The organism is Steroidobacter denitrificans, assembly GCF_001579945.1.
Lineage (GTDB): Bacteria > Pseudomonadota > Gammaproteobacteria > Steroidobacterales > Steroidobacteraceae > Steroidobacter > Steroidobacter denitrificans.
The window spans coordinates 391,210-410,644 of record NZ_CP011971.1 but is presented as its reverse complement, the minus strand read 5'-3'; the positions used below and the strand labels follow the sequence as shown (position 1 = coordinate 410,644).

The following is a 19,435-nucleotide window of genomic DNA, read 5'->3' as shown; positions in this document are numbered from 1 at the left end:
GATATCCGTCCCGGACGGAGTTCAACGGCGCACAAAACTCATCGGATCGACGGCACGTCCCTGCCTGAGCACCTCGAAATGCAGATGCGGACCGGTGGAACGGCCCGTAGAGCCGATGAGGGCGATGGACTGGCCCTTCTGCACCGTATCGCCGACCGCGACCAGCACCTTTTGATTATGGCCGTAACGCGTCACATAGCCGTCGCCATGATTGACTTCCACCGTAGTGCCGTACCCGAAGCGCTCCTTGGCGTAGGTCACGACGCCCGAGGCCACCGCGACGACTTCCGAGCCTGCCGGACCGGCGAAATCGACGCCTCGATGGAACGCCTTGCGCCCGGTGAACGGATCGGTGCGAAGGCCGTAATAGGAGGATATCCAGCCTTTCGCCACCGGGCGTCCACCCGGCACGATCTGCTGGCTGAGATTGCGCGTGGAGATCAGACTTTCCAGCACACTCAGCTGCCGCTCGCGATCCCTGATCTGATGAGCCAGGTCGTCGAGCATGACGGTCAAGTCGCTGGAGGTCGCCACCGCGCCTTCGACCAGGCCCTCGGGTCCGCCGACGGCCGGCTCGGAATCGAAATTGAACTCGCCTTTATCGAGGTTCGCCATTTCCGTCAGTCGACGACCGAGCGCATCCAGGCGAATCATACGGGCATTCATCTGTCCGACACGACCTGCCAGCGCATCGAGCCGGTCCTGCAGTTCACGACGTGTCTTGAGTACCTGTCCGCGCTGCTCCTCCAGCCGAACGCCCCACTCGCCGACTTGTGCAGCGGGATCCTTGACCAGGCCGCTACGCCCCAGTTGTACACCTGCCGCCAACACGATGGACAGTACGGCGAGTACGACTGCGATCGATACACCCATCGCCAACGGTCGACCGAGTTCGAACTGGCGAGCCCGGCCCAGTCGCCGCGAGAAAACGATCACATTCATGAGATCCGCTCCCCGGGAGCGGTATCACAGGTGCGCGCCGCGGCGGCGGGTGCGAGCGGTATTTGAGATATCAGGCGAGTCGGTCCGAATCGGATCTGCGGTCCTCGGCAGCGCGCGCTCTTTAGGTTTAATCTCACTGTATCCAACTCGCGTCCGATTAAGAATTCCGCTGCGCCCATATCATTCCTGAGCCAGCCGCCGGCAGACGGCGAGCTCGCGGTTGGATTCGCGCGCGGTGGACGCCAACTCGATAAATTCGTGTTGTACATCCTGGCAACCCCGCTATCGTAGCCCGACATCGCGAACCTTAGACCGGTGGCTTTGCGTCCCCGCCTTTCGGCAGGTTTGCCCTGAGCAGTATCTTCTTCAAGGATCCGGAATATGCAGAATCAACCCCTCAAAGATCAAGCACTGGCATGTGCGTCCTGATGTATTTCAGCTGATGTCCGACCATTTGAAGCCTCTGAGCGCCGGCCTCGGCCCCCTGTTCGAGTCCCTGGAACGGCGTTCGCTGACGGTACTCGATCTCACCGCACGGGTCCGGAAATCGCTGGAAGGACCAGAGAAAAATCACATAATATCAGCCAGTTATCGAGGCGAGACACTGATCGTGGCGACCGATTCCGCCGCCTGGTGTCCCTATATCCGCTACGCCCAGGACATTCTGCTCGCCCGCCTCAACCAGACCGGAGAGACCCGGTTCACAAAAATCAAAGTCAAGGTGGGGCGCAAGGATCCGTCGCTCCGTGACGGGTGACAATGCGCGGCACCCGAGGAGGAGTCCGGCCGGCTTCGACATCTTCATGAACCCGACGGCTCCGGCCTGCAGCGCCACGCTCGGCAGCTAAGCGCTCGCCATCGCAGCGACGGGCAGGTAGGAAATCGGCGCATCCTTCACATCGTCGAAGATGACTTCCTCCCAGGCCGAGGGCGTATCGATCAGCTTGCGCGCCAGCTGGTTGTTCAATGCATGTCCGGATTTGTAGCCGCTGAATTCACCGATCAGGCTGCGGCCCAACAAATACAGATCGCCGATCGCGTCCAGGATCTTGTGCTTGACGAATTCGTCTTCGTAACGCAGACCATCCTCGTTCAGGATACGATAATCGTCCAGCACGATCGCATTTTCCATCGTGCCGCCCAACGCCAGATTCCTGGCACGCAGGAATTCCAGATCACGCATGAACCCGAAGGTGCGCGCGCGGCTGATTTCCTTCAGGAAGGAAGTGGTCGAGAACTCCATCGATGCGGTTTGCGCACGCTTCTTGAAAATAGGATGGTCAAACTCGATCGCCAGATTGATCCGAAAACCATTATACGGCTCGAAACGCGCCCACTTGTCCCCGTCACGCACCTCCATGCACTCCAGGATACGCATGAAACGCTTGGGAGCGGCCTGCTCTTCGATACCAGCGGACTGCAACAGAAACACGAACGGTCCGGCGCTGCCGTCCATGATCGGCACTTCTTCCGCCGACAGGTCCACGTAAGCGTTGTCCAGCCCCAGGCCGGCGCAGGCCGACAACAGGTGCTCGATCGTCGCAACGCGGACACCGCCGCTGACCAAGGTGGTGCCCAGCATGGTGTCGCCGACATTTTTTGCCTGCGCCGCCACGTCTACCGGTTCCGCCAGATCGACACGCCGGAATACGATGCCCGTATCGACGGGTGCCGGACGCAGCACCATCAACACTTTTTTACCGGAATGCAGGCCGACGCCGGTGGCGCGGATGGTATTTTTGAGAGTGCGTTGTCGCAGCATTCGGCTCGATTATCCTTCTGCGCACATCGGACGCAGGCCGCGGCACCCTAGCACTGTGAGCAAACAGCGGCAAGTCTCTGACTTGCCGTCACATTTGCAACAGCGTTCGGAGACGGTCTATCGCCCGATGCTGATCGGCCTCCCCGTCTTCAGTCCGCCTGCCGGCGCAGAAATGCCGGAATATCCAGCATCGAGGTATCCTCGACCGACAACCCGTCACCGACCGCTCGGCGCTGCATCGACACATGCGGATCGCGCTGGTTGCGGATATAGGTCGGCACATGCAGATCATCCAAGGTGGGAACGCGGCCGCGGCCTCCCTGAATCGCCGTCATGCGACGCTGATCCACCGGCGAATGCTGGCCCATGACACCCGGACGGCCGATGCCCGTGGCCACCACGGTCACGCGGATTTCCTCCTGCATATCCGGATCGATCACGCAGCCGACGACCACGTTCGCATCCTCGGAAGCGTACTGCTTGACGGTGTCGCCGACCACGCTGAACTCGCTGGTACGCAAATCCATCCCGGCCGTGACGTTGATCAGCAAGCCATGGGCGCCTTGCAAGTTGACGTCTTCCAGCAGCGGGCTGGACACCGCCGCCTCCGCCGCCTCACGCGCGCGGTTGTCGCCGCGGGCCGAGCCCGAGCCCATCATCGCCATGCCGGTCTCGGCCATGACGGTACGCACGTCGGCAAAGTCGACGTTGATCATGCCGGGCCGGGTGATCAGCTCGGCAATGCCCTGGACAGCGCCCTGCAATACCTGATTGGCCGACTTGAAGGCGTCCAACAAGGTCACATCGCCGCCGAGCACCGTCAGAAGCTTCTGGTTGGGGATGGTGATCAGAGAATCGACATGCCTGCCTAATTCATCGATACCGCGCTCAGCCGAGCCCAGGCGTTTGTTGCCTTCCATGTCGAAGGGTTTGGTCACGACCGCGACAGTGAGAATGCCCAGCTCCTTGGCGACCTGCGCCACGACCGGCGCCGCGCCCGTTCCCGTACCGCCGCCCATGCCGGCGGTAATGAACAGCATGTCCGAACCCTCGATCATCTCGATGATCCGGTCGCGGTCCTCCATGGCCGCCTGTCGACCGACTTCCGGATCGGCGCCGGCACCCAGGCCCTTGGTGATGTTGCAACCGATCTGCAGTCCAACTTTCACCTTGGAATGCTTCAGCGCTTGCGCATCGGTGTTGATACAAATGAAGTCCACGCCTTCGATCCCGGCCGACAGCATATGGGCGACGGCATTTCCGCCGCCGCCGCCCACGCCGATGACCTTGATGACGGCGCCCTGGTTTTCGGTATCCGCAAGTACAAACATCGCTAGTCCCCTTCGATGTCCTCTAGACATCTCTCAAATCCACGTTTCGACCCTTGCCTGGCACGCCGCACGGGTCAGCAGCCCGCGAGTCGCACTCAGCCCTTACTCGATCACCCAATCCGATCCCCCAACCCTATGTCGATGTCCCGGTGCTCCGCCGGGACGCTCCCTTCATCTAGAAATTGCCCTGAAACCACGCTCTCATCCGCTCCCATACGCCGCGTACGCTCCCCACCAGCGGTTCGCGCCGACCGCGCAGGTAATTCTCGCGGCCATACAGCAGCAAACCGACGCCGGTCGAATGAATCGGATTGCTCACGACATCGACCAATCCCATGATGTGTTGCGGCACGCCCATGCGCACCGGCATATGAAATACTTCCTCGGCAAGTTCGACTGCTCCTTCCATCTTCGCGCTGCCGCCGGTGATGACGATGCCCGCGGCGATCACCTCCTCGAATCCGGAACGACACAGCTCTTCGCGTACCAGCGCAAAGAGCTCCTCGTAGCGCGGCTCGACGACTTCGGCGAGCGTCTGTCGCGACAGACGCCTCGCCGGCCGGTCGCCGACGCTGGGTACCTCGATGGTTTCGTCCGCGTTGGCAAGCTGCGACAGCGCACAGGCAAACTTCAGCTTGATTTCCTCGGCGTGATGCGTCGGCGTGCGCAGGCTCACCGCGATATCGTTCGTCACCTGATCGCCCGCGATCGGAATGACGGCGGTATGACGAATCGCCCCGCCGGAGAACACCGCCATGTCGGTGGTGCCGCCGCCGATATCGACCAGGCACACGCCAAGTTCTTTCTCGTCGTCGGCCAGCACGGCATAGGCCGAGGCCAGCTGTTCCAGTACGACATCCTCCGCGGTCAATCCGCAGCGTTGCACACACTTGACGATGTTCTGCGCCGCACTTTCCGCGCCGGTGACAATGTGCACCTTCGCCTCCAGGCGCACGCCGGACATGCCGATCGGCTCGCGTATCCCTTCCTGACTATCGATCAGGAACTCCTGCGGCAAAATGTGCAGGATCTTCTGGTCCGCGGGAATCGCCACTGCACGTGCCGCATCGATCACACGATCGACATCTTCCGAAGTGACTTCCTTGTTGCGGATCGCAACGATGCCATGAGAGTTCAGGCTGCGCACATGGCTACCGGCGATTCCCGTGTACACCGAATGAATCTCGCAGCCCGCCATCAGCTCGGCTTCCTCGACCGCCCGCTGGATCGACTGCACCGTCGATTCGATATTGACGACGACGCCGCGCTTCAACCCCCGCGAAGGATGCGAACCGAGGCCGACCACCTCGATACGCCCTTCAGAAGTCATCTCTCCGACGATCGCCACGACCTTGGATGTACCGATATCCAGGCCGACGATGAGGTTGCGGTCATTTCTTCTAGACATCTGGAGCGTAATCCTCTGCGTCACGGCCGACGCGGGTAGATGCATTCCAGCCCACGGAAAAGCCGTTGCTGTAGCGCAGATCGACATAAGCGACTTCGCCGCCGCGAGCCGCGAGCATCGGGCTTGCCACTTCGATGAATCGTTCCAGACGCGCCTGGACGGCCTGGCGCCCCAGACGAACACGTACCCCGTTGGACAAGGTCAGCTCCCACGCGCCACGCGCGTCCAGTTCGACCTTGCTCAACCGCAGACCGACCTCCAACAGGCGCGGATAGCTTTCCAGATACAACTTCGCGACCTGTGTCTCGGTGCCCTGCGGGCCATCGAGCAGCGGCAGCTCCGGCGGCATATGGCGCACGCCGCGCAGGAACAGCTCACCACGCGTGTTCATCAATCCATCATCCCCCCAGCGCGCCGCCGGTACATGCTCGGTAATGAACACCCCGACGCCATGAGGCCAGCGGCGCTCGATCCGCGCCCGGTCCACCCAAGGAATGCCTTCGATCGCTGCGCGCATGGCGTCCAGATCCACGGACAGGAATCCGGTGCCGCGAAACGGCGCCACCGCCTCCTCGATCTGCACCGGTGCGACCCGCTGGAACTGGCCGCCCGCCTCGACCGTCCCGATCGGCCGATCCAGCAATACCAGCAATCCCCACACCATCACCGCCAGTCCGCCGGCCAGCGCGCCGGCACCCAGCACCGTCCGAAATCCGCCCACGAACAAGGCCTTGAGCCATGCCGGCGGAAACGCCCATCCGGCACCGGCGGGTTTGCGCCGATTGGATCGGTTCCTCCTGAAAGACAGGTTGAACACCATCAGCACGATCCTCCGGCACCAGTGCGCGCCCGGCTGGTTGCCAGGATGCGCCATACCAGTTCATCGAAGTCGATACCGACTGCCAGTGCAGCCTTGGGCACCAGCGAGTGGCTGGTCATCCCCGGTGTGGTGTTGACCTCCAGCAGGTAGTTCACACCGCGGCGATCGCGCATCAGGTCGACTCTTCCCCAGCCTTCGCAGCCGGCCGCACGGAACGCCTGCAGCGACAAAGCCAGCATGCCGGCCTCCGCCTCGCCTTGCAGTCCCGGACAGAGATACTGCGTATCCTCGGCAACATACTTGGCGTGGTAGTCGTAATACTCGCCGGACGGCGTGATCCGAATCGACGGCAGCGCCCGCTCACCCAGTATCCCGACGGTATACTCCTCCCCGTCGATCAATTGTTCCATCAACAAGCTACCCGGATAAGTCCGGGCAAGATCGACGGCCTGGTTCAGATCCGCTTCCCTGAACACCCGGCTGACGCCGACACTGGAACCCTCGCAGGCCGGCTTGACGATCAAGGGCAATCCCAGCTCGCTCGCGGCCCGATGAATATCATCGACGCCCGACACGCACGCATATCGCGGCGTCGGCAAGCTCAGAGACAGCCACACCTGCTTGGTGCGGATCTTATCCAAGGTCAATGCCGCACCCAGGACACCTGAACCCGTGTAGGGCACATGCAACGCTTCGAGCAACCCCTGCACCACACCGTTTTCGCCGTCGCCGCCGTGCAGGATGTTGAACACACGCTGACAATTCCCGGCAGCGATCTCCTTGACGAGATTTTCGATGCCGTCGACCGGATAGGCGTCAACCCCACGGCGCAGCAGGGCCGCCAGGCAGTTGCGGCCCGAATCCAGCGACACCGCGCGCTCCGAGGACGAACCGCCCATCAGCACGGCGACACGGCCGAATTCAGCAGGATCGGCGGCGCTCATACGCAACCCTCCTGTCCCGCATGCGGGCCGGCGCTGCGCGCCGCCTCGCCTACGATCCGCACTTCCGTCTTGAGCTTGACGCCATGGCGCTGCTCGACGACATGCATCACATGCTCGATCAGACGTTCGATGTCCGCCGCACTGGCCGTACCGTCGTTCACGATGAAGTTGGCATGCATCGGCGAGACTTGCGCGCCACCGAGCGCGATACCCTTCAGACCGGCAGTCTCGATCAACCGCGCCGCATGATCGCCCGGCGGATTCGTGAATACGGAACCGCAGGACCATGTGCCGATAGGCTGACTGGCCTTGCGCCGTGCGAGCAGCGACCGGATATCTTCCTGGTTCGCCTGCTCGCGCCGTCCGAATCGCAATCTCGCGCCGAGGAAGCCCTCGTTTGCCGGACCCGAAACGTGGCGATAGCCCACCGAATAATCGCCGGCCGATCGTTCGCGCCGCATGCCTTGACGATCGAGCGTCGCGACCGATATCACATGTGCCCAGGTCTCTCCCCCGAAGGCACCTGCGTTCATCGCCAGCGCACCGCCGAGCGTGCCCGGAATACCCGCGAAAAACTCCGCTGGACCCAATTCCCATTCGATGCATTGTCTGGCCAGCCTGGCGCATGCCACGCCGGCTCCACACCACACCTCGTTTTCGCCTATGCGCTCGAGCCCTCCCAGTCCACCGTGGGTATCGATCACCGCACCGCGCAGGCCGCCATCACGCACCAGCAGATTGCTGCCCAGGCCGATCCACAGTATCGGCGTCTCCGGCGTCAGGGACCGCAGGAACTGCGCCAGGTCGTCGGCATCCAGCGGCTTGAAGAACAGATCCGCGGGACCGCCGACATGCCAGGACGTATGCCTGGACATCGGCTCGTCGCGCAGCACACGCGCAGCGACATCGGGCGCCAAAACGAACGCGTTCATGCCGCCCCCCCTTCCAGCGCCGGATCAGGTACGGCGCCCGATGTGGATCCGGCGGATCCCTGGACGGATTCCCGGGCGGGCGCCACGGGCTGCAAGGCGGTCAGGCGGGCCGGCAACTCATGTGCCAGCGCGCCGATACTACCGGCGCCCATCGTAACGATCAGATCGCCATCCCTTGCGATCTGGATCAGCGCAGCCGGCAACTCGTCGAGTTTTTCGACAAACAAGGGTTCGACTCGATGATGCGAACGTACCGCGCGGCAGATCGCCTTGCCATCGGCACCCGCAATCGGCGCCTCGCCGGCCGCATACACCTCGGTGACGATCAGGGCATCGACGCCGGCCAGCACTCGCGCGAAGTCATCCAGCAGATCGCGCGTTCGCGAATAGCGATGCGGCTGGAAGGCCAGCAGGATGCGCCGCTGCGGCCAGCCCTGTCGGATCGCCTCCAAGGTTGCGGCCAATTCGGTCGGGTGATGCCCATAGTCGTCGATCAAGGTGACGCAGCCGACCGCAGTCTGGATATCGCCGTACTGCTGCAGCCGCCGATCCACGCCATGGAAGCTTGCCAGTGCGGACTGGATGGCCGTATCCGCCACGCCGAGCTCGGTGGCGACGGCGATCGCAGCCAGCGCGTTGAGCACATTGTGCGTGCCCGGCAAATTCAACGATATCGGCAGCGACGGCACACCGGGGCGGCGCACCTCGAAGCGCGTCTGCAGCCGATCGCGCACGATGTCCGTGGCGCGTATGTCGGCATCGCTGAGGATGCCGTAAGTGACCACCGGCCGTGACACCCGGCCGATGAGGCTGGCGGCGACGGCATCGTCGGTACACACCACTGCCAGCCCATAGAACGGTAGATTGTGCAAAAAATCAACGAAGCTTTGTTTCAGACGTTCGAAATCGCCCTCGTGGGTCGCCATATGATCCTGATCGACATTCGTGACGATGGCGATCATGGGCTGCAGATGCATGAAGGAGGCATCGCTTTCGTCAGCCTCGGCGACCAGATACTTGCCTGTACCGAGTCGGGCGTTGCTGTCGGCGCTTTTCAAGCGCCCGCCGATCACGAAGGTCGGGTCCAAACCCCCTTCGGCCAATATCGAGGCGACCATGCTGGTCGTCGTGGTCTTGCCATGCGTGCCGGCGACCGCGATCGCATAGCGAAAGCGCATCAACTCTCCCAGCATCAGCGCGCGCTGCACGACCGGCAGGCGGCGTGCCTGCGCTTCCAGAACCTCGGGATTGTCGGGCTGCACGGCGCTGGAGATGACCAGCACATCGGCCGTGCCGACATTCGTCGCCGCGTGGCCGAGCATGATGTGCGCCCCCAAGCGCGCCAGACGGCGGGTGATGGCATTGGGTTTCAGATCCGAACCTTGCACCTGGTAACCCAGGTTCAACAACACCTCGGCGATGCCACCCATGCCGCTGCCGCCGATGCCGACGAAATGAATGCGGTTGATGCGGCGCATACGATCGCTCATGCCGCATCTCCTGCGGCCATGATGCAGGCATCGGCCAGACGTACGTCGGCATCGATAATCGAGTCTTCACGCGCGCGCGTGGCCATGGCGCACAAGGACTCGCGTCCCGCCGTGATCAGGCGGCGCAACTCTGTTTCCAGGCGCAGCGGCGTCAATTCCTTTTCCGGCAACAGGATGCCCGCCTGACGATCGACCAGGAAGCGTGCATTCAGGGTCTGGTGATCGTCGACGGCTGCCGCGAACGGCACCAAGATCGCCGGCAGGCCGGCGGCGGCCAGCTCCGATACGGTCAATGCGCCGGAACGGCAGATGACCAAGTCCGCCCAGCTGTAGACCTCCGCCATGTCGTCCACGAAGGCACGGACATCGGCCTGCACATTGTGCTTGGCATACATCGCCAGCGTCTGCTGCAGATGCCGCTCGCCCGCCTGATGGATCACTTGGGGACGCAGTGATGCCTCGATCATGGCCAACGCCGCCGGCACCACGGCGTTCAGACGTGCCGCGCCCTGGCTGCCGCCGATCACCAACAGACGCAGCGGACCGCCGCGTTGCGCGTAACGCTGCGCCGGTGCGGCCAGCGCGACGATCTCCCGGCGAACCGGGTTACCGACCCGCTCGGCGCACACCCCGGCAGGGAAGCTGGCTGGGAACGCCTCGAGCACGCGCCTGGCCAAGCGCGCCAGAATCCTGTTGGTCAGGCCGGCCACGGCGTTCTGTTCGTGAATCACCAGCGGCCGGCGGGTCAACCAGGCCGCGACACCGCCCGGACCCGAGACGAAGCCCCCCGCGCCCAGCACCGCGGCGGGCCGGCGCCGACGCATCACCCGCAGGCTTTGCCAAATCGCCAGCGACAGCTTGAACGGAGCCCCCAGCCAAGCCGCGGCGCCTTTGCCACGCAGTCCGCCCACAGTTATCCACTCGATGTCGATCTGTTGCATCGGCACCAGCTTCGCTTCCATGCCGTTTCGCGTACCCAGCCACACGGGTTCATAGCCACGCTCCCGCAATACTCGGGCAGCCGCCAGCGCAGGAAATACATGCCCGCCGGTTCCTCCGGCCATGATCAGTACCGCGCGGCCCTTCATGGGCGCCGTCATGGGAGCGGTGCAACGAGCCTTCATGATGGACGCTCTCGCCGGGACACTGCCAGACGGCCGGCGGTGCTTGCTTCATGATGGATGCGCATGATCAAGCCGAGCCAACCCAGAGTGACGAGCATGCTCGAACCGCCGTAGGACATCAGCGGCAGCGTCAGACCTTTGGTCGGCAGCAGCCCCAGATTCACACCGATGTTGATGAATGTCTGCAAGGCCAACCAGATGCCGAAGGCACCGGCGCTGTATGCCTGGAACGGCAGACCGGCCGCGGCGGCCGTGCGAGCGATACGGAACACGCGCCATACGACCAGCAGAAACAAGCTCAAGGTCGCCAGTACACCGGTCAGACCAAGCTCCTCAGCCAGTACTGCAAACACGAAATCGGTGTGCGCCTCGGGCAGATAGAACAGCTTCTGCACGCTGGCGCCCAGACCGACACCGAACATTTCACCGCGCCCGATCGCGATCAAGGATTGCGTCAGCTGGAAACCTGAATTGAACGGGTCAGCCCAGGGATCCAGGAACGTCGTCAGACGCTTCAGGCGATACGCGGAAGTCACCGCCAGCAAGCCCATGCCGCCGGCTGCCAATGCCACCAGCGCGATGAAATGCCGTAGCTTCACGCCGGCCAGGAACAACACGCCCAGCCCCGTCGTCATCAGTACGGTGGCAGCACCGAAGTCCGGTTCCAGTAGCAGCAAGCCGGCTGCTCCCATCAGCATGCCCAGCGGCTTCAGGAAACCCTTCAACCGATCCTTCAATTCCGCCTGCCTGCGCACCACATAGCTGGCCAGGTACAGCAGCATCAGTACGCGCACCAGTTCGGAAACCTGGAAATTCATGATGCCCGCGCGCAACCAGCGGCGGCTGCCGTTCACCTCGTGCCCAACGCCCGGAATCAGGACCATGATCAACAAGACGAACGCCAAGATCATCATCGGCACGCCCAGGCGTTCCCATACCGGCGTCGGAATCGACATCGCGATCATTGCGGCAAGCAGGCCCAGCACCACACCCGCCAGCTGCCGCTCCAGGAAATGCAGAGGTTCGTGCATCTGGCGATCCGCGATCGATATCGAGGCCGAAGTCATCATGACCAGACCGATCAACAGAATGCCGGCGACGCTCAGCAGCAGTACGCCATCGAACGCGTAATGCCGCGGGCGCGCGCTGGAGCGGGCGAATGTCAACGGCACCGCGCTCACGCCGGCAACTCCCGTACCGCCGCGGCGAAAACATCGCCTCGATGAGCATAGTCCTGGAACATGTCCAGGCTGGCACAGGCCGGCGAAAGCAATACCACCTCTCCCGCCCGTGCAGCCTGCGCCGCAAGGCGTACCGCCGTCTGCATGTCGTCCGCGAATTGAATCGTCACGACGCCCTGCAGTGCGGCGGCGATCATCGCAGCATCCTGGCCGATCAGCACCACATGCCGTACCTTGCGGCGGCACGCCGCGGCCAGCGGCGTGAAGTCCTGCCCCTTCCCCTGGCCGCCGGCGATCAGGATCAGCGGTCCGGCCATGCCGGCCACCGCCGCCAGGGTCGCTCCGACATTCGTCCCCTTGGAATCATTCACGTAACGCACGCCGCGACGATCGGCGATCCACTGGGAACGATGCGGCAGGCCGGGAAACTCGCGTAGAGCATGCAGACAGGCCTCGCGCGGCAGCTCCAGCGCGGCACCGATCGCCAGCGCCGCCAGCGCATTTGCGGCATTGTGCAGGCCGGCGATCCTCAGATCCGACATCCTCGCCAGCGCCTCGTCACGATGCACGAGCGCCCAATCCGCAGCGACCGCAGTGCTATCGTCCGGGGAGGCGTCTGGCGCCGGGATGGCGCGCACGTGATAGTCCGCGGGCGGTTTCGCATGCAGGCTGAAGCTCAGCACGCGCGAGGAGGGTGGCGGCATCGTGCGTACCACCGGGTCGTCCAGATTCACGATGGCCACGGCGCAGTGCTCAAAAATGCGCGCCTTGGCCGCGGCATACTGTCCCGGCGTCGCATAACGATCCATGTGGTCCTCACTAATATTGAGCACCGCCGACGCCGCCGTGCGCAGACTGTGGGTCGTCTCCAGCTGGAAGCTGGACAATTCCAGCACATAGACATCCGGCACGGGCTGTTCGAGCAGATCCAGCACCGGCTCTCCCAGATTGCCGCCGGCCAGCACGCGGCGTCCCGCTGCCTGGGCCATGAGCGCGACCAGACTCGTCACGGTGCTTTTGCCGTTCGTGCCCGTGATGGCGACGATCGGCGCGCGCGCCTCGCGCGCGAACAGTTCGATGTCGCCTATTACGGGGAGGCCGCGCCGCAGCGCGGCGGCCAGGAAGGGTTCCGCCAGCGACACGCCGGGCGAGGCCAGCACCTGCGCGGCACCGTCCAGCAGCGATTCGTCGAACACGCCAAAACGAGTTGGCGCCTCCGGCGCCAGCCCCTGGAGCGCCTTCGCTTCGGGCGGTTCCGCACGACTATCGGTCACTGCAAAAGCCATGCCGCGCGAGTGCAGATAACGTACACAGGACATCCCCGTACGGCCCAGTCCGACGATGATCGTGCGGCCTGGCGAAGCACACATTGTTCGATCGTGCGGCATCATGGCTAACGCACCTTCAACGTCGCCAGACCCACCAGCACCAGGATTACCGAGATGATCCAAAAGCGTACGATCACCTTCGGCTCGGCCCAGCCCTTCAGCTCGAAATGATGATGGATCGGCGCCATGCGGAACACCCGCTTGCCCGTGAGTTTGTAGGAAGCAACCTGGATCATCACCGAGAGCGTTTCCATCACGAATACGCCGCCCATGATGAACAACACGATCTCCTGGCGAACGATGACGGCAACGACGCCTAGTGCCGCTCCGAGCGCAAGCGCCCCCACATCACCCATGAACACTTGCGCCGGGTAGGTGTTGAACCAGAGAAAACCCAGTCCGGCGCCGACGAGTGCCGAGCAGAACACCAGCACTTCGCCGGTACCTTCGATGAAAGGTATGCCGAGATAACCCGAGAAGACCGCGTTGCCCGTTGCATAGGCGAACACCCCCAGTGCGCCGCCGACCAGCACGGCCGGCATGATTGCCAATCCATCCAGCCCATCCGTAAGATTGACTGCATTGCTGCTGCCCACGACCACGAAATACGTCAACAAGACATAGCCATAGCCCAAGGGCACCATCACGGCCTTGAAGAAGGGGACATATAAAGCCGTCTCGGCCGGCACCTTGGCACTGTAGAACAGCGCCAAAGCGCAGCCCAACCCGGCCATCGACTGCCAGAAATATTTGTAGCGCATGATCAGGCCGCGACTATTGCCCACCACCAGCTTCAGATAGTCGTCCCAGAATCCGATCAAACCGAACGTCAGGGTAGTCAGCACGGTGATCCATACGAAACGGTTCGCCAGATCCGCCCACAGCAGCGTACTGGTGCAGATCGCCACCAGGATCAACGCGCCGCCCATGGTCGGAGTACCCGCCTTGGGCAAATGCGACTGCGGGCCGTCATCGCGCACCCGCTGCCCGATCTGTTTGTGCGACAAGGTACGAATCATCCACGGGCCGACCACGAAGGAAATCATCAACGCCGTCAAGGTTGCGAGGATCGCGCGCAAGGTCAGGTAGTTGAAAATCCGGAATGCGGACTCCAGTTCGGCAAGTTGTCTGGCGAGATACAGCAGCATGCCTACGATTCCTTCGTCCCGGCCGGAGTCGTACCATCGATCGATTCGTCATCCGACTCGACCCCATCCATCCGGATCCGGTCTGCCGCCGGGGACGCCAGCGCCGCCACGAAGCGTTCCAGATGATTCGCGCGCGAACCTTTCACGAGCATGACCACCCCGGGTTCACGAGTTTCCAAGTCACGGCGCGCCGCCTCGATCAACGCGCCGACATCCGCAAACCACCGGCTTCCCTCGCCGAACGCATCGACTGCGTGGCGAGCGTCCTCGCCGATCGCCAGCAGGCGCTCGACCCCGGAATCGCGCGCATACCGACCCACCTGCGCATGCAGCTCATCGGTATTCGCGCCCAGCTCTTTCATCTCGCCCAGCACCAGCCAGCGGGCAGTTCCCATCGCCGGCGTTCTGCCAAAGGCACCCGGACCGCACAGCACATCCAGTCCTGCCCTGAGCGAACCGGGATTCGCGTTGTAGGAATCATCGATGATGAATGCACCATGGATGGCGGGCTTGAATTCGAGCCGCCCGCCGACAGACTGCATCCTGGCCAGCCCTGCGGCGATGTCGTGCAGCGTCGCGCCGACGGCGCAGGCCACGGCGGCTGCACCCAAGGCGTTGCGCAGGTTGTGCAGGCCGCCCAGCGCAAGCGTCGCGGCACATGAGCCGCCGGGTGTCGCCAGGTCGAAATCCGTACGGAACGACCCGACCTCACCGGCGATTCGCACCTTGCGGGCCATGAAATCGGCGGGCTGTTCCAAGCCGAAGCTCAGTATGCGCTTTGCCGTACTCGAGTTACGCCAGCGCGCCGCGTAGCGATCATCGGCATTGATGACAGCGACACCGTCGGACGGCAGCGAGCGCAACAGCTCTCCCTTGCCGTCGGCGACGCCGTCCAGGCTGCCGAAACCTTCCAGATGCGCAGCTCCCGCGTTCGTCACGATGCCCACCTCCGGCTCAGCAAGGCTTGCCAGCTGCGCGATCTCTCCCTGACGACTCGCACCCATCTCGATGATCGCGTAGCGATGTTCCGCCCTGAGCTCCAGCAGGGTGAGCGGCACGCCGATGTGATTGTTCAGGTTGCCGCGAGTCGCCAGCGTAGGCCCGAGCGGCGACAGGATGGCATTGATCAACTCCTTGGTCGTCGTCTTGCCGTTGCTACCGGTGACACCGATGACTGGAATGCGGAACCGGCGCCGCCAAGCGCGCGCGAAGGTCGACAGCGCTGCCAGCACATCCGCGACGACCAGTTGCGGCAGACCAGCCGCGACAGGATGCTCCACCAGCGCCGCGGCGGCACCGCGTTCGGCGGCGGCGGCAGCAAACTCGTGACCATCGAAATTCGGACCTTTCAGCGCCACGAACAAGGCGTCCGGGCGCAGGCTGCGGCTATCGGTCGAGACACTGCTGAACGCCCGATCCGCGCCGACCATCCTGCCAGACACGCAACGCGCGAGCTCTCCCAAGGTCCAGGCCGTCATAACCGCACTCATGATGCCGCGCTCACGATTCCACCCCTGGGCGCTCGCCTGGATAGCCATCCTCTGCGCCGTCCGTATCGCCGTCCGGCGGGGAGCCGGGAGTTCCGCTCTCGCAATCGAGAGCGGCGCACGCTACCGCACGATCACTGAAGTAGTACCGTCGGGCGCCGATGATCTGGTAGTCCTCGTGCCCCTTGCCGGCAATCAACACCATGTCGCCTGCCTTGCCGCCGCGGATCGCGCCGGCGATCGCCGCGGCGCGATTACGCTCGATCACGACTTGGCCGGGACGAGCGAAGCCTTTCAATATATCGGCAATGATGGCATCGCCATCTTCGCCGCGGGGATTGTCGTCGGTGACGATGACGGCATCGGCAAGATTTTCAGCGATCCGCGCCATGAGCGGCCGCTTGCCTATGTCGCGTTCTCCGCCGCAGCCGAACACGCAAGTCAGAGTTCCGGTGCAATGTCCTCGCGCCGCCCGCAGCGCCTTTTCCAGGGCTGCCGGCGTATGCGCATAGTCGATGATCGTCTTGACCTGACCTGCGGCACCCAGAACTTCCATGCGGCCTGGTGGTGCGGTACAGCGTCCCAGTGCGGCGATCGCCTCGGCCGGCGGGATGCCCCACGCCAGCAAAGTTCCCAGCACCGCCAGCAGATTCTCCGTATTGAAGTCGCCGATGAATCCGCAACGCAATTCATGCGCTCCCCAGCTTCCATCTACGTCGATCACCAATCCCGAAGGCGCGGCCGACACCCGATCGCCATGCAGTTCACGAATCTGCGACGCCGCCGTCGCGGCGAACACCGCCACCCGTGGATCGGGATTCGTGGCGAGGGCGGCTGGGATGTTCACGTCACGACGACTGTAGAAAACGAGTTGCGCCTGGAGCGCACGCCTCGACAGGCTGCGCCCAAACTCGTCGTCCACGTTGATCACCGCATACTTCAGTCCCGGCCATGAAAATAGACGCGCCTTGGCGGCGCCGTAGGCCGCCAGGCTGCCGTGGTAATCCAGATGATCGTGCGTCAGGTTGGTGAATACGGCCGTATCGAAACGAACGCCGGCCACCCGGTGCTGGTCCAGTGCGTGCGAAGACACTTCCATGCCTAGAAAACGCGTACCTGCATTGCGCAGTTCGGCAAGGCGGCGATGCACCGTGATGCAATCCGGTGTGGTATGCGTCGTACTTGTGTAGTCGTATCGCATTTGACGCGCCTTGCCCATCCCGCCGCCGGCCTCGCCGGCGAACGCCGGCCCAGGGATCATGCGCCCGACACCCAGAGTACCTGCATAGGCCGAGGATTCGCCCAAACCGGCCAATGCCTGCGCCAGCACATGTGCCGTCGTGGTCTTGCCGTTCGTACCCGTGATACCGGCCACGCGCAGATCCGCGGAGGGTGAGTCAAAGAACCGGTCCGCAATGTCCCCCAATGACTCGGCTAGATCCGGAACGGCAATCAAAGCGGTTCCCGCAGGCAGCCGGGGCCGGGTCACGGCTGCCGAAGGCTCCCACAGAATCGCGCGGGCGCCCGCTTGCGCTGCTTGCGCCGCGAAACGGATGCCATGTGTACGCGCGCCGGCCAGCGCGACGAAGGCGCTGCCCGGCCGAACCGCCCGGCTGTCCAGTGTCATGTCCGTGACGACGATATCCTCGGCAATGTCCGCGGCGGCGGGGCAACCGCATGCCGACAGCAATGCCCGCAGGTTTTTCGCGCGCGATCTTCCCGAACCAGAACCAGGACCAGGACCAGACCCAGACCCAGATCCGGGACTCACGACGCACTCCCGTCCCGCAGCCAGGACGTTCATGGCTCGGGCCCCGCCTGGACCAGCGTCGTGGCCGGCAGCAGGTCCAAACCGTCCGGCGGCACGCCCATCAGGCGCAACGCCCCGGCCAGTACGTTGGAGAACACCGGCGCCGCCACCTCACCGGCGTAATAGGCGCCGCCGCTGGGTTCGTCGATAACGACCACCGCTGCCAGCTTGGGCTGGCTTGCCGGCGCTACACCGCCGAAGATCGACATGTACTTGCGCGTCTCGGCGGTGCCGTAGCCGCCCGCGGAGGCCTTCCAGGCCGTGCCGGTCTTGCCCGCCACGCGATAACCCGCAAGCGCGGCACGTGTGCCCGTGCCGTCCTGGGACACCACGTTCTCCATCATCGCCAACAACTCCCGCGCGACGCGCTCCTCGATCACGCGCTCGCCCGGGACCGGCTGATCCACGCGCCGCAAACTCACAGGCCGATTGATCCCTTGCGCCCCCAGCACCGCGTAGGCGTGCGCCAACTGCAGCGATGTCACGGACAGGCCATAGCCGAAGGACAACGTCGCGGTGCCGATACGCCCCCAATGCGCCGGATCGTTCAGTAGTCCGGCCGACTCGCCGGGAAACCCGCTGCCGGTGACCTGCCCGAAACCGAATGCCGTGAGCGTGCTCCAGATCGATTCCGCGGACAGTGACAAAGCCATGCGGGTCATGCCCACATTGCTGGATTTTGCAATGACGCTGGTGAGCGTGGCATTGCGCAGCGGATGCGTATCGCGAAAGGTTTTCACGCCGATCTGCACCGGCGAGGTGTCGATGGGCGTCTCAGGATGATAGCGCCCCGAGGCAAGCGCGGCGGCGGCGACGAACGGCTTGATACTCGAGCCCGGCTCAAAAATATCGGTCGCCGCCCGATTGCGATAGCGCGCCGCCGAGACCTGGTCACGATCGTTCGGATTGTAGGCGGGCTGGTTCACCATCGCCAAGACCTCGCCAGTATCGACATCCAGCACCACGACCGAGCCCGACTGCGCCCGCCGCGACTGCACCGCCGCCTTCAGTTCGCGATAGGCCAGATACTGGATGCGCAGATCGATACTGGTGACCAGATCTTCACCCGGGCGCGCCGCGCTGATGCTTTCGATGTCCTCGACCGTACGGCCGTAGCGGTCCTGAATGACGCGCTTCGCCCCGGGCTGGGCGCCCAGCCAGCGGTCGAACGCCAGCTCCAGTCCTTCCTGGCCGATGTCCTCGTACTTTCGGGTGAAGCCCAGCAGATGGCCGGTCACTTCGCCGGCCGGATAGAATCGCTGGTATTCACGCATCAGGTACACACCCGGGATCTTCAGCTCGAGCACCTGCTGCGCATCGCTCGGACGCATGTGCCGCACCAGATAGACGAACTCCCGATCCAGATTGCTGGTGATGACCTGGGTCAACCATTTCTGGTCGCGATTGAGCGCCTCCGCCAGCCGCGGAATCTGGTCGGCCGCACGCATCACCCGCGACGGGTTCGCCCATACGGAATCGACCGGTGTGCTGGCAGCCAGAGGTTCTCCGTTGCGGTCATAGATCCCGCCGCGATTCGCGGACAGCTTCGCGACCCGCGTGAAGCGGGCATCGCCCTGACCCTCCAGGAAACCCTCGTCCAACAGTTGCAGATCCACGGCGCGCGCCACCAGCGCAAGCGCGATCAGTATCAAGGCAGCCAGCACCACATACAGTCGCGATTGGAACTGGTCCTGAGAGAAGCTCTTATTGTCCTTGTGAGCAAGCATG

Annotated in this window: 16 protein-coding genes and 1 riboswitch; of the genes, 1 reads left to right on the top strand and 15 read right to left on the bottom strand. The window is 63.6% G+C overall.

Annotation, left to right across the window (positions count from 1 at the left end):
* Window positions 1-21: 21 nt before the first annotated feature.
* On the bottom strand, window positions 22-942 hold the full coding sequence (locus tag ACG33_RS01755; protein WP_066918189.1) for a M23 family metallopeptidase: 921 nt from the start codon (window positions 940-942) through the stop codon (window positions 22-24).
* 269 nt (window positions 943-1,211) lie between these two features.
* A riboswitch (cyclic di-GMP riboswitch) is annotated at window positions 1,212-1,302 on the bottom strand.
* Between the two features lie 82 nt (window positions 1,303-1,384).
* Here ACG33_RS01755 and ACG33_RS01750 point away from each other — a divergent pair.
* A complete protein-coding gene (locus ACG33_RS01750) occupies window positions 1,385-1,699 on the top strand; it encodes a DciA family protein (RefSeq protein ID WP_157071627.1) in 315 nt (104 codons plus the stop codon).
* 87 nt (window positions 1,700-1,786) lie between these two features.
* Here ACG33_RS01750 and lpxC read toward each other — a convergent pair whose 3' ends face one another.
* The 14 genes from lpxC to ACG33_RS01680 all read right to left on the bottom strand — a co-directional run bounded on the left by lpxC (window position 1,787) and on the right by ACG33_RS01680 (window position 19,434).
* Window positions 1,787-2,704: a UDP-3-O-acyl-N-acetylglucosamine deacetylase gene (gene lpxC, locus ACG33_RS01745; RefSeq protein ID WP_066918185.1), complete on the bottom strand. Its 918-nt coding sequence runs from the start codon at window positions 2,702-2,704 to the stop codon at window positions 1,787-1,789.
* A 149-nt stretch (window positions 2,705-2,853) separates the two neighbouring features.
* Complete coding sequence (ftsZ, locus tag ACG33_RS01740; RefSeq protein ID WP_066918183.1) at window positions 2,854-4,035, bottom strand: cell division protein FtsZ; 1,182 nt, start codon at window positions 4,033-4,035, stop codon at window positions 2,854-2,856.
* A 175-nt stretch (window positions 4,036-4,210) separates the two neighbouring features.
* Entirely contained in the window at window positions 4,211-5,443 is a 1,233-nt protein-coding gene (ftsA, locus tag ACG33_RS01735) for a cell division protein FtsA (RefSeq protein WP_066918181.1), read from the bottom strand.
* Window positions 5,436-6,263: a cell division protein FtsQ/DivIB gene (locus ACG33_RS01730; RefSeq protein WP_066918179.1), complete on the bottom strand. Its 828-nt coding sequence runs from the start codon at window positions 6,261-6,263 to the stop codon at window positions 5,436-5,438. The genes ftsA and ACG33_RS01730 overlap by 8 nt, the downstream gene beginning before the upstream one ends.
* Window positions 6,263-7,207, bottom strand: coding sequence for a D-alanine--D-alanine ligase (locus ACG33_RS01725; RefSeq protein WP_066918177.1), 945 nt, complete (start codon window positions 7,205-7,207; stop codon window positions 6,263-6,265). Before ACG33_RS01725 ends, ACG33_RS01730 begins: the two co-directional genes overlap by 1 nt.
* Window positions 7,204-8,139 (bottom strand): UDP-N-acetylmuramate dehydrogenase, encoded by a 936-nt coding sequence (gene murB, locus ACG33_RS01720; RefSeq protein WP_066918175.1) that lies wholly within the window; start codon window positions 8,137-8,139, stop codon window positions 7,204-7,206. The genes ACG33_RS01725 and murB overlap by 4 nt, the downstream gene beginning before the upstream one ends.
* Window positions 8,136-9,629 carry a UDP-N-acetylmuramate--L-alanine ligase gene (gene murC, locus ACG33_RS01715; protein WP_083536349.1) on the bottom strand — a complete coding sequence of 498 codons (1,494 nt, stop codon included), beginning with the start codon at window positions 9,627-9,629 and terminating at the stop codon, window positions 8,136-8,138. The genes murB and murC overlap by 4 nt, the downstream gene beginning before the upstream one ends.
* The gene (gene murG, locus ACG33_RS01710) at window positions 9,626-10,753 is read right to left on the bottom strand and encodes an undecaprenyldiphospho-muramoylpentapeptide beta-N-acetylglucosaminyltransferase (RefSeq protein WP_210399137.1); all 1,128 of its coding nucleotides are present in this window, start codon (window positions 10,751-10,753) and stop codon (window positions 9,626-9,628) included. Before murG ends, murC begins: the two co-directional genes overlap by 4 nt.
* Complete coding sequence (ftsW, locus tag ACG33_RS01705) at window positions 10,750-11,934, bottom strand: putative lipid II flippase FtsW (protein WP_066918173.1); 1,185 nt, start codon at window positions 11,932-11,934, stop codon at window positions 10,750-10,752. The genes murG and ftsW overlap by 4 nt, the downstream gene beginning before the upstream one ends.
* Window positions 11,931-13,304 (bottom strand): UDP-N-acetylmuramoyl-L-alanine--D-glutamate ligase, encoded by a 1,374-nt coding sequence (gene murD, locus ACG33_RS01700; RefSeq protein ID WP_066918171.1) that lies wholly within the window; start codon window positions 13,302-13,304, stop codon window positions 11,931-11,933. The genes ftsW and murD overlap by 4 nt, the downstream gene beginning before the upstream one ends.
* A gap of 23 nt (window positions 13,305-13,327) precedes the next feature.
* Window positions 13,328-14,410 (bottom strand): phospho-N-acetylmuramoyl-pentapeptide-transferase, encoded by a 1,083-nt coding sequence (gene mraY / locus ACG33_RS01695; protein WP_066918169.1) that lies wholly within the window; start codon window positions 14,408-14,410, stop codon window positions 13,328-13,330.
* A 2-nt stretch (window positions 14,411-14,412) separates the two neighbouring features.
* The gene (locus tag ACG33_RS01690; RefSeq protein ID WP_237392663.1) at window positions 14,413-15,900 is read right to left on the bottom strand and encodes a UDP-N-acetylmuramoyl-tripeptide--D-alanyl-D-alanine ligase; all 1,488 of its coding nucleotides are present in this window, start codon (window positions 15,898-15,900) and stop codon (window positions 14,413-14,415) included.
* Between the two features lie 10 nt (window positions 15,901-15,910).
* A complete protein-coding gene (locus tag ACG33_RS01685) occupies window positions 15,911-17,524 on the bottom strand; it encodes a Mur ligase family protein (protein ID WP_210399136.1) in 1,614 nt (537 codons plus the stop codon).
* Window positions 17,525-17,697: 173 nt separating this feature from the next.
* Window positions 17,698-19,434, bottom strand: coding sequence for a peptidoglycan D,D-transpeptidase FtsI family protein (locus tag ACG33_RS01680; RefSeq protein ID WP_066922678.1), 1,737 nt, complete (start codon window positions 19,432-19,434; stop codon window positions 17,698-17,700).
* Window position 19,435: the final 1 nt, after the last annotated feature.

Excerpts from the sequence above, each read along its gene's own strand:
- ACG33_RS01690 (WP_237392663.1), bottom strand. The coding sequence starts at position 15,900 with ATGAGTGCGGTTATGACGGCCTGGACCTTGGGAGAGCTCGCGCGTTGC.
- ftsZ (WP_066918183.1), bottom strand. The coding sequence starts at position 4,035 with ATGTTTGTACTTGCGGATACCGAAAACCAGGGCGCCGTCATCAAGGTC.
- murC (WP_083536349.1), bottom strand. The coding sequence starts at position 9,629 with ATGAGCGATCGTATGCGCCGCATCAACCGCATTCATTTCGTCGGCATC.
- ACG33_RS01685 (WP_210399136.1), bottom strand. The coding sequence starts at position 17,524 with ATGACACTGGACAGCCGGGCGGTTCGGCCGGGCAGCGCCTTCGTCGCG.
- mraY (WP_066918169.1), bottom strand. The coding sequence starts at position 14,410 with ATGCTGCTGTATCTCGCCAGACAACTTGCCGAACTGGAGTCCGCATTC.
- lpxC (WP_066918185.1), bottom strand. The coding sequence starts at position 2,704 with ATGCTGCGACAACGCACTCTCAAAAATACCATCCGCGCCACCGGCGTC.
- ACG33_RS01750 (WP_157071627.1), top strand. The coding sequence starts at position 1,385 with ATGTCCGACCATTTGAAGCCTCTGAGCGCCGGCCTCGGCCCCCTGTTC.
- ftsA (WP_066918181.1), bottom strand. The coding sequence starts at position 5,443 with ATGTCTAGAAGAAATGACCGCAACCTCATCGTCGGCCTGGATATCGGT.
- murB (WP_066918175.1), bottom strand. The coding sequence starts at position 8,139 with ATGAACGCGTTCGTTTTGGCGCCCGATGTCGCTGCGCGTGTGCTGCGC.
- ACG33_RS01725 (WP_066918177.1), bottom strand. The coding sequence starts at position 7,207 with ATGAGCGCCGCCGATCCTGCTGAATTCGGCCGTGTCGCCGTGCTGATG.
- murD (WP_066918171.1), bottom strand. The coding sequence starts at position 13,304 with ATGTGTGCTTCGCCAGGCCGCACGATCATCGTCGGACTGGGCCGTACG.
- ACG33_RS01680 (WP_066922678.1), bottom strand. The coding sequence starts at position 19,434 with ATGCTTGCTCACAAGGACAATAAGAGCTTCTCTCAGGACCAGTTCCAA.
- murG (WP_210399137.1), bottom strand. The coding sequence starts at position 10,753 with ATGAAGGCTCGTTGCACCGCTCCCATGACGGCGCCCATGAAGGGCCGC.
- ACG33_RS01755 (WP_066918189.1), bottom strand. The coding sequence starts at position 942 with ATGAATGTGATCGTTTTCTCGCGGCGACTGGGCCGGGCTCGCCAGTTC.
- ACG33_RS01730 (WP_066918179.1), bottom strand. The coding sequence starts at position 6,263 with ATGGTGTTCAACCTGTCTTTCAGGAGGAACCGATCCAATCGGCGCAAA.